Raw genomic sequence first — 14,890 nt, 5'->3', positions numbered from 1 at the left:
GGCGGATCGACCGTTGCCGCCGTTCAAACGGAGATCCTTCAAAGTTTCACCTAAAACAAAACATCCAATTTAATCCCTATTTCATCAGGTTATTAAATGTCAAAAGTTAACGATTACTCAGGGTCGCTGAAGAGTGTGGGCGAGCTTTTTGTCTTGCGCGGCACTATTGGCCGTTTTCAGGTTCATGAGAAAAAAGGAAGATTTTTTTCAGAGGGGAGCAACAGTAGCGAGATCCATTTCGTATCAGGTGCAATATACGCGGCTGGCGACAGCAATATGTCCTTTAGCTTGTCGAATGTCGCAGATATTGAGAGCGCGCCAGAAATAATTGATCTGGTGGAATTTGAGATAAATGGCAAGAAGATTTTTGGAAAAATCTGGTTGTCTCCTTTTTCGGATGGCGACAGGGTAGAGGCTGTGGTGAGAAAGGTTGACGAGGGCTACGAAGCATTTGCCATTGTTAGACCCTCCGATCGGATAATTGCTCTGCATCCACACTGCAAGCGAGGTGTAAAAAATTTCAGAAAAAAGGCGATAAAAACTACTTTGAAATTTATTGCATGGATAAGTGTTGCTGAAATTTTAATATTGGAAGGTGGCGGGTTGTTGATTTCGGACTCTACGGTTAGCGTAGATGCCATTATGTGCATGACTGCTGCTATCATTGGCTTCACCACGCTGATGGGTATCTGGGAATATGTTGATCAGTGTCGAATGTTAATGCCATATGCCACGTTAGTGGATCGTGTGTTCACGGCTTTGGGATGGGAGAATGTGGATGAGATAGATTTGATAGCGCGATCGGCAGGATTTTCAGCCTCAAAACCAAGCGCACTGGAAGAGCGTCGATATTTTCACTATTAGAATGCAAATGAAGCATTGGGTTAATGCGCTCATATTTACGGGCAATAATGTTTTGAAAGGTTAGCCTATAATGGAGTCGGTTAAGTCGTTGAACTACTCGGCGCGTGCTCTGGAGCAGTTTACGCAGTCCATCAGCACAATAAGAAAGGACATGCCGGGCATTCGGAATGCTTTTCTTACGGTGGTGTCACTACTGCAAGAAAGTGTGAAGTTTATCCTGCCCAATCATGCTGATTTGATTGATATGGAAGACCTGCGCCAGGTCCATGTTGATATGGCGCGTTTGCCTTTTCCGGTCGTGGCGCTGGAGGCACCATGGGTGCACCCGGATGGAGGGGGTGGAGATAAATCAGGCCGCGTGCGTTCATCCAAGCGTATTGCGCTGTGCATGACCCTCACTGTGGAACTTGCTGAACGAATACCGGAGCTTGCTGAATTCATTAATGAAGAGCACGGCGGAGCGGTCGTGATTCCCCTTTACTGGGATGACGGCGACAGCAGATGGATCATGCCGATGGGTGGGGTTTTTGTACCCTATCAGAATGAGGTGAGCGCCTATGTGCCGGGAGAGGCAAGTGTGGGGGCGCGAATGATCATGGATCGTTATGTCCAGTCGGGTGTTCCCGCGCACAAGTTACGACAGTTTCGAGCTGCAGCCTTCGTACTGTTGCCAGAGATGTTTGAACACATGGTCGCGGGACGGTCCCGAACCGAACTCTACGCGCAGATCGCTGCTGATACTCAGGACGAGGTGTTTATGTTGCTTCAAACCGGAGTGATGCTTAACTGCGCCAACGTGACTGTCCCCGAAATTGCTGCACCGGCCATGCTCAATAAAAAGCGCATTGCAAAGGGCAAACAGCCTTTTTTCAGCTATCGCATCCTGCAGATCGAGGCGCCCCGAAGCTCTGCATCTGCTTTGGTCGGCGGTGGACATCACGCTACGCCGCGTGCCCATCTACGTCGTGGACATATCAGGCGCTTGGATGAGCGCACGATCTGGGTTCGACCTGCGATGGTTAATGCAGGAACAGGTGCGGCAATTGGGAAGGTGGAAAAAGATTACGCGATCAACTCACCTGATAAAAGCTGAGATCACAACGGAGTGACAGTCACTCTTTCCCTAACACGACCTATGGCCAATCGCTCATTCATTTGGACGAAGACCACGCGAGCCATGAGCGTTCGTCAGCTTAGGGCTCATAGTCACCAGTTGATTGCTTCACATCGCTGTATTCATGTCACCCACCAACAGCGGACACGCCTGCTGCGCCCGCTCGGCCAGCACATTTCGCAGCGCCTGCATCTGTGCAATGCGCTCGTCCAGCATTGCAATCTTCTGTGCGAACAACTCGGCCAGAAGTGCGCTCGATGCTTCTTCGGCATTCCACAGCAGTGGCAGGTTTTCACCGATCTGCGCCAGCGAAAACCCCAACTGCTGCGCCAACTTGATGTACCCCACCAGTTGCAGTGTTTCCTCGGGGTAGAGCCGGTAGCCATTGGCGGTTCGCTGGGGCTTGATCAGGCCTTTGTCTTCATAAAACCGCAAGGCGTCCACGGACACGCCGGTGCGCCTGGCGACGTCGCTGATTCTCATTTTCATGGTTTCTCGCATTGACTCTGGACCTTACTCCAGGCTTTAGCCTGAGGGTCCAAACTGTGAGGGATGAGCATGCTGAACGTAAACCACAATCTGAAAATCGTGCGGGCCAGTGCCTGGTATGACCTGGCGGCCACGGCGCCCTTCATGACGCCGTGGTCAGCGTCGCTTTGCCTGCAAGGCTTCGCCGCACTGTCCGCGGCCCTGGGGCTGGACCGTCCGGTCCCTGTGCTGGGCGTCTCCGAGATGCTCTTCGTCAATTTGCTGGGCAGCGTGGTGATTGTCTGGTCGCTGTGGCGGCTGCGGCATCCGAGCCGCCTCGTGGGACTCTATGACGTGCTGGCAAGGGGATTGTTTGCGCTGTGGCAGATCTATGCAGTGGCCAAGGGCGCCAGTTTTCTGATCCTTGGCTTCACCTTCATGGAGGTCGCGTTTGCCATTGCCCAGAGCCTGCCGGTGTCCGGTGCCGAGCGAGTGCAGGGCCGCTCAGCGGTGCTGGAGCCCGCGCCATGCCCGCAGGCTCGACACTGCTGAGTCATCCTGTGTGACACCTGTCCCTCAATCGAGGCGACAGGTGCCCGCTGAAGCGTCCGCTTCCAGCCCCTCCCGCACGCCTTTTCCGGCGTCTTTCATGCTTCTCAGCGACCCTCCTGACCCGAATACGACAAAAGATTTCGGACCGTTGCGCATTTTTCGATAGTTAATTATTGTATTGAGACATTAACTATCGCATAGAGATAAACATGTCAGACATTCTGCTTGAGATCCAAGGTGCTGTCGCGGTTATCACACTGAACAGGCCGGCCGTGCTCAACGCATGGACCACGCCGATGCGTAACGAAATCATCACCGCCTTGAAGCACTACGAAGCCGACGCTGCGATCAAGGCCATCATCATGACCGGGGCAGGGGACCGTGCGTTTTCCGCAGGCCAGGACCTGTCTGAGGCCCACGATTTCAGCGGTGACCGTGCGGTGGAGTGGGTCGGCGAGTGGGAGCATTACTACGCGACGCTGCGCGGCCTCTCCAAACCGCTGGTGATTGCGCTCAACGGTACCGCCGCAGGTTCGGCGTTCCAGGTCGCGCTGCTCGGTGACATCCGTGTCGGCCACCCGGAGGTGCGCATGGGCCAGCCGGAAATCAACTCCGGGATCCCGAGCACGACCGGTCCCTGGATCATGAACAGCATGCTCGGCATGTCGCGCACCATCGAGCTGGTACTGACCGGCCGTTTGATGGACGCCGAGGAGTGCCACCGCATTGGCCTGATTCATCATCTGGTGCCGGCTGCACAGGTGTTCGAGAAAGCCATGCAGATCGCTCAGGAGCTGGCGGCCAAGCCACCGGTTGCCATGCGCCTGGACAAGCAGCGCTTCCGCGAAATGAGCGAGGAAGGTTTCAAGAGCTGCATCGAAGCGGGCCGTCGTCTGCAGAAAGAAGCCTACGACTCGGGCGAGCCTGCACGCATGATGGAAGAGTTTTTCAGCAAGCGCGCCAGGAAGTGACCACTGCTTGACCGGCAGCCGGCCACTGGGTCGGCGCCGGGCTTCACCGCACCATGGATGACAGGGGCAAAGTACCTCTCTAACCAACTGATTGACCTTTGCCCTGCCCACGTCCATCTACAAAAACGAACAATTCGTGCCGTAGGAGTCAGTCATGAGCAGTCCAGTTACCCCAAATCGTCGTCAGGTTCTAAAAGCCGGTGCCACGCTTGCGTTGGCGCTGGGCCTCCCGAGTGTGGTCCGCGCCCAGGACAAGCGCATCGTGGTCTCCGATCCCGGCGGCCCCTACACCATCGCCTACCGCAAGGCGTTCTACGACCCCTTCGAAAAAGCCACGGGGATCAAGGTCGTCAGCGTGGCGCGTGAGTCGCAGCCGGTCGCGCAGTTCGCGGCCATGGTCAAGACCCGCAACTACGTGTGGGACGCCACCATCCTCACCATCTCGGCCGACATTCCTTACCTCGAAGCCGAGGGCTTTCTCGAACCCATCGGGCTGGACGCCAAGGACTACCCGGACCTCATGCCCGAAGCCATCACCCCGAATTTCCTGGGGCTGGATGTCTATTCCACGGTATTGGCCTTCCGCACCGACACCCTGGACGAAGGCAAGCGCCCGCAGTCCTGGGCCGATTTCTGGAACGTCGAGAAATTCCCGGGACGCCGCTGCTTGCGCCGCAGCCCGCTGGACACCCTGGAGCAGGCGCTCCTGGCCGACGGCGTGGGGCTGGACGAGTTGTATCCGCTGGACGTGGATCGCGCATTCAAGAGCCTGGACAAGATCAAGCCGCACATTGACCTGTGGTGGACCTCCGGTGCACAGGCGATGCAGGCGATCCAGAGCGGGGAAGTGGACATGATCTCGACCTGGAACGGTCGCGCCCAGGCGGCGATTGAAAACGGCGCGCCGGTTCAGGTGGTGTGGAATCAGGGCCTGTATTCCATCGAGGGCTGGGCCATCCCCAAGGGCACGCCGCGGGCGGAGATGGCCAAGGAGTTCGTGCGCTTCTGTGCCGATGCCAAGCGCCAGGCCGACTTTACCGACACCCTGGCCTACGGTCCGACCAACCGCAAGGCCTTCGAATCGATCCCACCCGAGCGTGCCGCGTTCCTGCCGACCGCCGAGCAAAACCTGAAGAACATGCGCCTGCCCAGTCCGAGCTGGTGGGCAGAGAATCGCACCCAGGTGACTGAACGTTTCAACGCCTGGATCTTGTCGTAGGAGTGGCCGCATGACCGTCAAACTAGAGGCCCGCAGCCTGGGCAAAACATATGGCCAGTTCGTGGCGTTGCAACCCACCAATATCCAGGTCAAGGAAGGTGAGTTCCTGACCTTGCTGGGGCCTTCCGGCTCCGGCAAGACCACCTTGCTGCAGATGATTTCCGGGCTGGTGCTGCCCACCAGCGGCCAACTCTTGATCGACGGCAAGGACGCCACCCACACCGCACCGGGCGATCGCGGGATGGGGCTGGTGTTCCAGAGTTATGCGCTGTTTCCGCACATGAGCGTCTGGGACAACGTCGCCTATGGATTGCGCATGCGGCGTATGGGCAAGGCCGAAACCAGGACCGCAGTGGATGACGCGCTGGCCATGGTGCGCATGCAGGATTTCGCCCATCGCTACCCCAACGAGTTGTCCGGCGGGCAACAGCAGCGCATCGCCCTGGCCCGCTGTTTTGCCTATCGGCCGTCGGTGATTCTGCTCGACGAGCCGCTGGGTGCACTGGACAAGAACCTGCGCGAACACATGCAGCTCGAAATCCGCCACATGCACAAGGAACTGGGCGCGACCTTCATTTATGTCACCCACGATCAGGAAGAAGCGCTGACCCTGTCCGACCGTATCTGCCTGATGAACCGCGCGCGTATCGAACAACTGGCCACGCCCCAGAAGCTTTACGATCGCCCGGCGACCCGCTTCGCCGCCGAGTTCATCGGCCACTCCAACGTGCTCAAGGTGCGTCGTGAAAACAGCCAGCAGTTCGCGGTTGAAGGCCGGTTGGTCGATTTCAGCGGTTGCGTCGGCCAGGAGGTCGCGCAAACGGTGGACGATGACGCCTTCGTGCTGGTCCGACCTGAAGCTGCGCGCCTGACCGACCCTGCTCAGGGTTTGTTGGTGGGTTATGTGGATGAGTGCGTATTCCTTGGCAGTGACACCCGGGCCTTGATTCGCCTGCCGTCCGGTGCTCGTTTCAGCGTGCGTTGCGCCCGTCAGGTCAAGCCGCTGGTGGGCAATCAGGTGGGGATCACCTGGGACGCGGACCGCGCCACGCTGCTGGCCGCCGAGGCACGGTCATGAACCTGCGGCGCGGCCTGTGGCCGGCCATTCCAGCGCTGTTGTTCCTGTGTCTTTTCTTCCTGCTGCCGGTGGGTGAGATGCTCATGGGCAGCTTTCAGGACGCCAATGGTGACCTGAGCCTGGGCAATTTCCAGCGTATCGCGTCCACCCCGATCTATGGCCGCGTGTTGGGTATCACATTCTGGATTTCTGCGATGACGGCGCTGGTGGCGGTGCTGCTGGCCTATCCCATCGCCTACCTGCTGACGCGCCTCTCGCCCTATGGTCGTGAGCGGTGGATGCTATGGATCATGCTGCCGTTCTGGACCAGCTACCTGGTCAAGACCTACGCCTGGATGCTGCTGTTGTCGCGCAAGGGCCTGGTCACCACGCTCGCCGCTTCGGTTATCGACAACCCCTCGGGGCTGGTTCCTGCGCTGTCCGGGGTGTTGATCGGCATGGTGCATTCGATGCTGCCACTGGCGGTCATTACCTTGTTGCCGATCATGCGCAGCATCGATCAGCGCTTGGCACCCGCCGCGCAGACACTGGGCGCCAGCCGCGCCATGAGCTTCTTCAGTATCTTCCTGCCACTGTCGGCACCCGGCATTGCCGCCGCTGCGTTGCTGGTGTTCATCACCAGCCTCGGCTTCTTCATCGTGCCGGCGTTACTGGGTTCACCAAGGGAAATGATGGTCGCGCAACTGGTCATCTCCTCGGTGCTGGACCTCTTCGACATGCGTTTTGCAGGCGCGCTTTCCGTGGTGCTGCTGGCGTCCTCGCTGGTGGTGTTCCTGATCTACGACCGCGTCGCCGGGCTGTCTTCACTCGGCGGCGAGGCGCCAGAAGGCAAGCGTTCCGGACGCGGCCTGCAGGTGCTGATCTGGCTCGGACACTTCAGTGCGCGCTTCGGCAAGGAGCGGGCGCGGGGAGGGGACAGCAAACTGCTCACCGGCTACAGCATCGTACTGGTCATGCTGCTGATTCTTCCGGTGCTGATCGTGGTGCCGCTGGCCTTCACCAGCAGCCCGTTCATTGCGTTCCCACCGAAGATGTATAGCTTCAAATGGTTTGAGGAGTTCTTCACGTCACCCGTGTGGCAGGCGGCGCTGATGCGCTCGTTCGGTGTCGGCGTTGCGACGGCGCTGCTCGCCCTGGTGCTGGGTTTCGGGGCGACGATGGCGCTCACCCGCTTGTCTGCGGGGTGGCGCAAGGGGCTGTTCGTGCTGTTCATCGCGCCCTTGATCGTACCGCGCATCGTCATCGCCCTCGGCTTGTTGTACCTGTTCTCGCGCATTGGCCTGGCCGGCAAGGATCTGGGGCTGGTGCTGGGGCATACGGTGCTGGCGCTGCCCTATGTGGTGGTGACCCTGTCGGCGGCATTCAAACAGTATGACTGGCGCCTGGACGATGCCGCACGGATGCTGGGCGCAAGCACCTTCACCCGGTTGCGCACCGTGACCTTGCCCTTGATGTCGGCCAGCCTGGTGTCGGCGTTCCTGCTGGCGTTCATCACCTCGTTCGATGACCTGACCGTGGCCATCTTCGTCAGCGGCGGTATCAACACCACGCTGCCCAAGCAGATGTGGGACAGCATCCAGCTCGCGCTGACGCCGACGCTGGCGGCGGCCTCGACCACCTTGCTGGTGTTCATCGTATTTTTCGCCGTGGTTGCCCAGTGGGTATCGCGACGCTCCATCTCGAAACGCAAAGGGCTTTGAAGATGCATCCATATGCCGAGTTCTTCCCCCATCGTATTGCCGGTGATCAGCTCGATACCGCCCCTTTGATTCACGCAGGCCTGCTGGCGGACGACGCAGGTGTGCGCCTGGCGTTCGAGGGCCGTTCCCTGACCACCGCCTCGTTGCGGCAACGGGTGGCCTCGCTGCAGGCGGTGCTGGCCGACATGGGCCTTGAGCCCGGCCAGCGGGTCGCGGTGATGCTGACCAACAGCGACGAGCAGATCGTGCTGATCTACGCGCTGATTCTGTCGGGGCTGGTGTGGATTCCGATCAACACCAAGCTTCGCGGCCCGGGCCTGGATTACCCCTTCGAACATGGCCGGCCTGACCTGGTGGTCGGCGACGCCGAATTCGAACCGCTGTTGCAAAAGGGCGCCGCTGCCTCGCTGCGGTATCGCTCCATTGTTGCCTTGCACGAAGCGGCACAAGCCTGGCCGTCGGCAACCCTGATGCTGACCCCCAGCGCCACCGATGCGCCGCTGTGCCTGATCTACACCTCGGGCACCACCGGCGCGCCGAAAGGCGTTCTGTTCACCCACCGGATGATGCGCATCGCCAGTGAAGCGGTGCTGAAAGTGGCCGACGTGCGCGACGGTGATCGCCTGTTGCTGTGGGAGCCGTTGTGCCACATCGGCGGGGCGCAAATGCTGTTGCTGCCGTTTCTGGCCGACGTGCGATTGAGCGTGGTGCAGCGCTTTTCCGCCAGCCGTTTCTGGGACCAGTGCAGCGAGGCGCAGGCCACGCAATTGCACTATCTGGGTGGCATCCTCGACATCCTCATGCAACAGGACGCCAGCCGCTGGCCCGCCACCCGCAGCCTGCGAACGCTGTGGGGCGCGGGCATCAGCCAGGGCAATTGGGCAGCCATCGCCGAGCGCTTCAACTGCCCGCTGCGCGAGTGCTACGGCATGACCGAGTGTTCGAGTTTCGCCACGCTCAACGCCACCAACAAACCGGGGTCGATTGGCAAGGCACTGCCGTGGTTGCGCGTCGAACTGCTGGATGCGGAGGGGGAGCCGGTCCCCGTCGGGTCGTTGGGCGAGATGGTGTTGTCGAGCCCGGTTGAAGGGGTCTTTCTGCCTGGCTATCTGGACAACCCGCGAGCCACCAGCAGCGCACTGCGCAACGGTCGTCTGTACACCGGCGACATGGCCCGCTTCGATGCCGACGGCGATCTGTTTTTCGTCGGGCGTCAAACCGACAGCATGCGGGTGCGCGGCGAAAACGTCTCCGCCTGGGAAGTGGAGCGTGTGTTCAGCGCGCACCCGTCTGTCCGCGCCTGCGCCGCCGTTGGCGTGAACTCGGACGTCGGCGAGCAGGAGATCCTGCTCTACCTGCAATTGGAGGAGGGCGCGTTGCCGGACATGGCCGGGCTGGCAGGCTGGGTGGACGAACGACTGGCCACCTACCAGCAACCCCGCTACTACAAAGCCATCGACCGTTTCGAGCTGACCCCCAGCGAGCGGATCAAGAAACACCTGCTGGACCGCAGCCTGGCGGGCGCCTGGGACCGGCGCGGCTAGATCGCCCGCAGGCCGGAGGAAGTGATCCCGCCGCGATCACTTCCTTCGGCCAAGGCAGGTATTCGTGAAATATTTAGTGAATAGCAATAGAACATGTGGCTCAGTATGCGGATAATCGGCTTTTCAAATTGATGCTGCGTATCTATGGCGAACCCAAAAGCTCCACGAAAATCCGCCGCGAGTGATCCCAAGGAATCCTCGCTCTATGTTCAGTCGGTGGAGAAAGCCATGAAGGTGTTGATGGCCTTCAACGGCAGCCAGCGCCAGTTATCCCTGTCCGACATCGCCAGCCTCACCGGCATGGACCTGAGCGCCACTCAGCGCTTCACCCATACCCTCTCGACCCTGGGCTACCTCAACAAGGACCCGGGCAAGAAATACGAACTGTCCCCCAAGTTGCTGGACTTCACCTTCCAGTACCTGGTCTCCAGCGATTTGGTCAACCGGGCCGCGCCGTACCTGCAACAGCTCAGCAGTGAAACCGAAGAGGCCACCAACCTTACGGTCATGAACGACACCGACATCGTCTTCGTGTTGCGTATCGTCAGCCGTCATGTGTTCAACGCCAACGTCATCGTCGGCACCCGCCTGCCGGCGTGGTGCACAGCGCCGGGCCTGGCGCTGCTGGCGACCTACCCGGATGACGAAGTGGACGACATCCTGGCGCGCAGCCAGTTCCAGCAGTACACACCGGCTACCATCACTGACGTCGGGCAAATCCGCGAGCACATCAAACGTGTCCGCGAAGAACGTTTTGCCCACGTCGAAGACCAGTATTTCTACGGCGACATCTCCACCGCCGCTGCGGTCGTCGACAGCAATGGCCGCGGCATCGGCGCCGTCAACATCGCGGTTTCCCGTTCACGCTGGGACGAAAAGCGCGACATGCGCCGCTATGCGGATCTGGTGATTTCCACGGCTTCTTCGATTTCGGGGAAGCGGCATAATTGAGGGTGGGCTGGAAAACCGTCACGGCGTGCCGTTTCTCCCGTACAGCCTGTATCCCGGCCGGCTGCCGAGCCGCTCGTAGTAATCAACGACTGCTGGAAAATCCGGCTTCTCGAACGGAGTTTCGAACCACCGGTTGACCGAGAGGCCAATCGGGATGTCTGCCAATGAGAAGTCGGCGCCTGCGACAAAGCCACCAGTCGATTCAAGCTGCTGGTTCAGAATCGCCATGTGCCTGGACCAGTCCGCGCATCCTTGAGCAAGCGCCTGCGCGTTCTGGTGGGCCGGCGAGTGCCTCACCAGAGACAGGAATGCGTAGCTCCAGGATCGGTTCAGGTCGGACGCCTGCCAGTCAATCCACCGATCGATACTCGCCCGCTTCCTTGGGTCGGCAGGGTAGAGGCCGGGCTTGCCATAGGCAGACGCGAGGTAGCGAATGATGGCGTTCGACTCCCATAGGGTGAAGTCGCCATCCTGAATGACCGGCACCATCGCGTTGGGGTTGAGCGCCAGAAACTCCGGGGTATGGGTCGACTTGAAGCCAGCTCCCCAATCCTCTCGTTCGAAATCAAGGCCGATTTCAGCGCAGGCCCAGAGCACTTTGCGCACGTTGATTGATGTCGCCTTGCCCAACACACGCAGCATCCTTGGTGCACCTCTTTCACTTGCGTCTCCGGGCGTTCAAACACGCCAGCTTAAGCGCCCCAGACTCATTCAATCGATCAACCGCTTCTGGCGCAAATCGGCGGCTTCTACTAGCTGTTTTCGCAGGCCGGCTGTGGCGTGTGTATATCGTTAGCTGGTGCTCCCGCCGAAAGGGGCATGCATGGGATTGCCGACTTGATTACTGCGATAGTGTGCAGCACCCTTGAGGCCAGTGCAGCCGGATCAGACAGGCAGTTCATGTTGCTCGAAACGTTATCCCAGCAGAGGTGGGAATACCACTTGAACGCTTTCCAATCACGTCGCACAAGCTCCCCGTTTGATCTGGCCATCAATTCACTCAGTACGTCGTTGTCGACCACCTTGCCTTGGGCAAAGCCTACGAGTCCGTAGTGCAGGGCCTCGCTCGCAACTTCGATGCGCAGCAGAACACCTGTGACGCCAATGTCAAAAAATCTACCTACGTTCTGTAGTTTCAATGGCTTAGGCATGAACCAGCGGCTGCAAATTGCCTCGCTGTAGTCATGCCCGGCAAAATCAGCCGGAGCTGGCTTCGGCTCACAATGCGTCGACAGTGCAGCTTCCAGCGCCATGAAGAATTCGTGCAGTACCTTTCCTTTTGCGTGTGGAAGCGCCTGGGCGATGGCTTCGGCAGCCATCAGGTTATCCTGCTGAGTAATCAGATCAACCAATGCGTTGCGTGTGATGTGAGTCATCGTCCGTCCTGTGATTTTCTGGACCAGATTCTTGTACTGAATCAATGCGTGCACCAGTGCCGGTGTCTGGCTTGAAGCGTTGATGCACTGCTCAAGCCAGTCGAGGATGTGCTCCTGATAAGACATTCGACGGTACGGCACGCCGCAGTGGCTGGTTTCCAAGGCGCTCGTGCCCTTCTTGGTCAGGTACCACAAGTGCCAACTCTTCCCCGACGCTTTGCCAACTTCGCCGTAGCGCCAGAGCTGCTCCTTGCCGTCCAGGGCATCAATCTTGTTCTCAATCAGAATGAGGTGATCCCGCAGGCGAATCACGATGTCAACACGACCATATCCTGCAAACGCCTGCTCTTTGTAGACCTTGGCTTCAGCTATGGGACATTGGTGTTCAAAACCCATAGTCGACAGGAAAAGCTTTAGAAAGCATTCGCCCTGGCCGTGACGACCACGAGGATTCAACAGCTCTGCGATCATCGCAGAATGGGTGTTGACCTCGTCCCGTTCGATCCGGGTAATACTGAAAAGATTGAAAAGCTCACCACTGGCTGTGAGCCTGGCATTTGCGTCGCTAACCAGATCTGCAGATTGACCCAGCAGCGCTACCACTGTTTCTGCGCTTACTGGAACAGATTTCTCATCGGAGCCAGATGCTGAGCAAGTGCCGCTTTCCCGATTGAAGACAACCATGCGCTAATCCCTGCACTTAAAAAATGCGTCAGCATACCCACAGTGCTGGCAAAAGAAAGCTCTTGAGGAAAAGACTTGGCAATTTGCCACGTCGCTTGATGAAGGGGCATCGGCTGCTAGTCAGCGGTACTTGCCTTCCGTAGTTCAAAATTTGAGTAGCCCCCCGCGCATCCGTAGAATGTCGCCGCTCTAAAATCAAAGGACTGATCTCATGATTACTTGCCACGTCAAATACGTCATCGACCCCTATCAAGTCGCTGCCTTCGAACGCTATTCGCGCCAGTGGATCGGGATAGTGACTCGCCTGGGCGGCTACCATCACGGTTACTTCCTGCCGGCCGAAGGCGCCAACAACATTGCCTACTGCATGTTCAGCTTCGCCAGCCTGGCCGACTACGAACGCTACCGGCAGCAGTCGGCACAGGATGCTGAATGCGTGGGGCTGGTGGAGGAGGCGACTGAATTGAAGTTCATCGTCAGCTACGAGAGAAGCTTCCTGCGGCCTGTGCTTGAGTGACGGCTGACTGATCGGTGGCGCGCTGGCCCGGAATTACGCAGGCGCGCCCGGATCGGCCCTGCAGGCCCGGGCCAGCTCGATGAATGCCCTGACCGCTGCGGAAGGATTGCGGCGGTTCGGGTAGTACAGGCACAGCCGGTCTCTGGGCGGTGTCCAGTCATCGAGAATCCGCACGAACTCTCCGGCTGCCACTTCATCTTGAACGTCCTGTTCCATGAAAAAGCCAAGGCCGATGCCTTGGCGCACCACCGCCTTGACCACGCTGGACTCGTCCAGGGTCAAGGGCCCGCTCACATCGAGGCGGGTCACTTCTGAATCGCGTTCGAAATACCACGGAAAGATCGCCCCGTTCGGCAGCCGCACACGGATACATCGATGCTGGAGCAAGTCCGACGGCGTTCGCGGTGTGCCGTGTTTTTCGAAGTAGCCTGGTGAGCCGACCACGGCGTAGCGTTGCGGCGGTCCGAGGGGGATGACGATCACGTCGCTGGGCACCAGGCTTTCCGAGCGCACGCCGAAGTCGAAGCCGTCGGCGACGATGTCCACCAGCCGGCCTTCGGTGACCAGGTCAATGTGCACCTGTGGATGCTGCGCCAGGAACTCCACCACCAAGGGCAACAGCGCCGAGCGGGCAGCGCTGGCGAAGGCATTGATGCGCAACGTGCCCGAGGGCCCGGCATTGTGGGACCGTACGGCATCCAGTGCTGCGCGCAAGTCCTGCAGGGCAGGGCCTACCTGCTCCAGAAATACCCTGCCTGCTTCGGTGATGGCCACGCTGCGGGTCGTGCGGTTGAACAGCCGCGATTCCAGGCGCGCTTCCAGTTGGGCAATGGTGCTGCTCAGTGCGGTGGTCGAGACGTTGAGATCGATGGCAGCCCGCCGGAACGAGCCTCGGCGTGCGACTGCCAGTACCGCGTCCAGCTCACTTAAGCCCAGGCGTGCGAGCGACATGGATTGTCCTGAGATTCGGGATGGGTCATTAGGTTTTGTCCCAGTTGAACAAAGTATCACCCTGGCAGCAAGATCACTTCGACTTAATCCATGCAGGAAACAGCGAAATGAACCTTGATTTGAACGGCAAGCGATTCCTCGTCACCGGTGGCACCAAAGGCATCGGCAAGGCGGTGGTCGAACTGTTGGTGGCGGAAGGCGCAACGGTAATGACTGCAGCCCGGCAGGTGGACGTTCAACTGCCCGGCGCGCTGCTGGTAGCGGCGGATCTTTCCACCCTGGAAGGCTGCCACGCACTGGTGAGGGAGGTCGAAGAGCGACTGGGTGGGGTAGACGTCGTGATCCATGTTCTGGGCGGGTCGTCGGCACCCGGCGGTGGTTTCGCGGCGCTGGACGAGGAGCAGTGGCAAGCCGAGCTCAACCTGAACCTCTTGCCGGCGGTGCGCCTGGATCGCGCCTTGCTCCCGGGCATGTTGGCGCGCGGGGAAGGGGTCGTGATCCATGTGACCTCCATCCAGAGCCAGCTTCCGTTGCCGGAATCGACCACCGCCTACGCCGCAGCCAAGGGCGCGCTCTCGACCTACAGCAAGAGCCTGTCCAAAGAAGTCTCGCCCAAAGGTGTGCGCGTGGTCCGGGTTTCACCCGGCTGGGTCGAAACCGAAGCATCGGTCGCACTCGCCGAGCGGCTCGCGCAGCAAGCCGGAACGGACTATGAAGGCGGCAAGCAGATCGTCATGCAGGCACTGGGCGGCATCCCGCTGGGCCGTCCGGCGAAGCCGTTGGAGGTGGCCGAACTGATCGCGTTCCTGGCATCACCTCGGGCGGCATCTGTCACGGGCACTGAGTTCGTGATTGATGGCGGGACGGTGCCAACGGCCTAGCCGTCTCTTTTGCCGGAACC

The 14,890-nt window shown here is 59.5% G+C and carries 15 protein-coding genes; 11 read left to right on the top strand and 4 right to left on the bottom strand.

Features of this window, described 5'->3' with window-relative positions; all coding sequences use genetic code 11:
* The first annotated feature begins 96 nt into the window (after positions 1-96).
* Together NPS29_RS02960 and NPS29_RS02955 are read left to right on the top strand one after the other, a co-directional pair.
* Positions 97-864, top strand: a complete 768-nt coding sequence (locus NPS29_RS02960) for a putative type VI secretion system effector (protein WP_274130599.1) — start codon at positions 97-99, stop codon at positions 862-864.
* A gap of 70 nt (positions 865-934) precedes the next feature.
* The gene (locus NPS29_RS02955; protein WP_274130597.1) at positions 935-1,957 is read left to right on the top strand and encodes a hypothetical protein; all 1,023 of its coding nucleotides are present in this window, start codon (positions 935-937) and stop codon (positions 1,955-1,957) included.
* Positions 1,958-2,086: 129 nt separating this feature from the next.
* On the opposite strand, the gene NPS29_RS02950 is transcribed toward NPS29_RS02955, so the two are convergent.
* Positions 2,087-2,467 (bottom strand): MerR family transcriptional regulator, encoded by a 381-nt coding sequence (locus NPS29_RS02950; protein WP_274130594.1) that lies wholly within the window; start codon positions 2,465-2,467, stop codon positions 2,087-2,089.
* A gap of 69 nt (positions 2,468-2,536) precedes the next feature.
* On the opposite strand from NPS29_RS02950, the gene NPS29_RS02945 reads away from it, so the two are divergent.
* The 7 genes from NPS29_RS02945 to NPS29_RS02915 all read left to right on the top strand — a co-directional run bounded on the left by NPS29_RS02945 (position 2,537) and on the right by NPS29_RS02915 (position 10,461).
* Complete coding sequence (locus tag NPS29_RS02945) at positions 2,537-2,998, top strand: hypothetical protein (RefSeq protein WP_274130592.1); 462 nt, start codon at positions 2,537-2,539, stop codon at positions 2,996-2,998.
* 209 nt (positions 2,999-3,207) lie between these two features.
* The gene (locus NPS29_RS02940) at positions 3,208-3,969 is read left to right on the top strand and encodes an enoyl-CoA hydratase/isomerase family protein (protein ID WP_274130590.1); all 762 of its coding nucleotides are present in this window, start codon (positions 3,208-3,210) and stop codon (positions 3,967-3,969) included.
* Between the two features lie 154 nt (positions 3,970-4,123).
* Positions 4,124-5,188: an ABC transporter substrate-binding protein gene (locus NPS29_RS02935; RefSeq protein WP_274130588.1), complete on the top strand. Its 1,065-nt coding sequence runs from the start codon at positions 4,124-4,126 to the stop codon at positions 5,186-5,188.
* A 10-nt stretch (positions 5,189-5,198) separates the two neighbouring features.
* Complete coding sequence (locus NPS29_RS02930; protein ID WP_274130586.1) at positions 5,199-6,266, top strand: ABC transporter ATP-binding protein; 1,068 nt, start codon at positions 5,199-5,201, stop codon at positions 6,264-6,266.
* The gene (locus NPS29_RS02925; protein WP_274130584.1) at positions 6,263-7,966 is read left to right on the top strand and encodes an ABC transporter permease subunit; all 1,704 of its coding nucleotides are present in this window, start codon (positions 6,263-6,265) and stop codon (positions 7,964-7,966) included. The genes NPS29_RS02930 and NPS29_RS02925 overlap by 4 nt, the downstream gene beginning before the upstream one ends.
* 2 nt (positions 7,967-7,968) lie before the next feature.
* Positions 7,969-9,510: an AMP-binding protein gene (locus tag NPS29_RS02920; protein WP_274130582.1), complete on the top strand. Its 1,542-nt coding sequence runs from the start codon at positions 7,969-7,971 to the stop codon at positions 9,508-9,510.
* Positions 9,511-9,654: 144 nt separating this feature from the next.
* Entirely contained in the window at positions 9,655-10,461 is an 807-nt protein-coding gene (locus NPS29_RS02915; protein ID WP_274130580.1) for an IclR family transcriptional regulator, read from the top strand.
* 18 nt (positions 10,462-10,479) lie between these two features.
* On the opposite strand, the gene NPS29_RS02910 is transcribed toward NPS29_RS02915, so the two are convergent.
* Both NPS29_RS02910 and NPS29_RS02905 read right to left on the bottom strand, forming a co-directional pair.
* A complete protein-coding gene (locus tag NPS29_RS02910; protein WP_274130579.1) occupies positions 10,480-11,103 on the bottom strand; it encodes a glutathione S-transferase family protein in 624 nt (207 codons plus the stop codon).
* 110 nt (positions 11,104-11,213) lie between these two features.
* Positions 11,214-12,521, bottom strand: coding sequence for a PD-(D/E)XK nuclease family protein (locus NPS29_RS02905; RefSeq protein ID WP_274130578.1), 1,308 nt, complete (start codon positions 12,519-12,521; stop codon positions 11,214-11,216).
* A 211-nt stretch (positions 12,522-12,732) separates the two neighbouring features.
* On the opposite strand from NPS29_RS02905, the gene NPS29_RS02900 reads away from it, so the two are divergent.
* Positions 12,733-13,038: an NIPSNAP family protein gene (locus NPS29_RS02900; RefSeq protein WP_274130576.1), complete on the top strand. Its 306-nt coding sequence runs from the start codon at positions 12,733-12,735 to the stop codon at positions 13,036-13,038.
* A gap of 33 nt (positions 13,039-13,071) precedes the next feature.
* Here NPS29_RS02900 and NPS29_RS02895 read toward each other — a convergent pair whose 3' ends face one another.
* Positions 13,072-13,989 carry a LysR family transcriptional regulator gene (locus tag NPS29_RS02895; protein WP_274130575.1) on the bottom strand — a complete coding sequence of 306 codons (918 nt, stop codon included), beginning with the start codon at positions 13,987-13,989 and terminating at the stop codon, positions 13,072-13,074.
* A 107-nt stretch (positions 13,990-14,096) separates the two neighbouring features.
* On the opposite strand from NPS29_RS02895, the gene NPS29_RS02890 reads away from it, so the two are divergent.
* Entirely contained in the window at positions 14,097-14,870 is a 774-nt protein-coding gene (locus NPS29_RS02890; protein ID WP_274130574.1) for an SDR family oxidoreductase, read from the top strand.
* Positions 14,871-14,890: the final 20 nt, after the last annotated feature.

Origin of the sequence: Pseudomonas putida, from assembly GCF_028682175.1 — a bacterium.
In the GTDB taxonomy this organism is placed as follows: Bacteria; Pseudomonadota; Gammaproteobacteria; order Pseudomonadales; family Pseudomonadaceae; genus Aquipseudomonas; species Aquipseudomonas putida_AD.
This window is presented reverse-complemented; position numbering and strand designations above follow the sequence as displayed.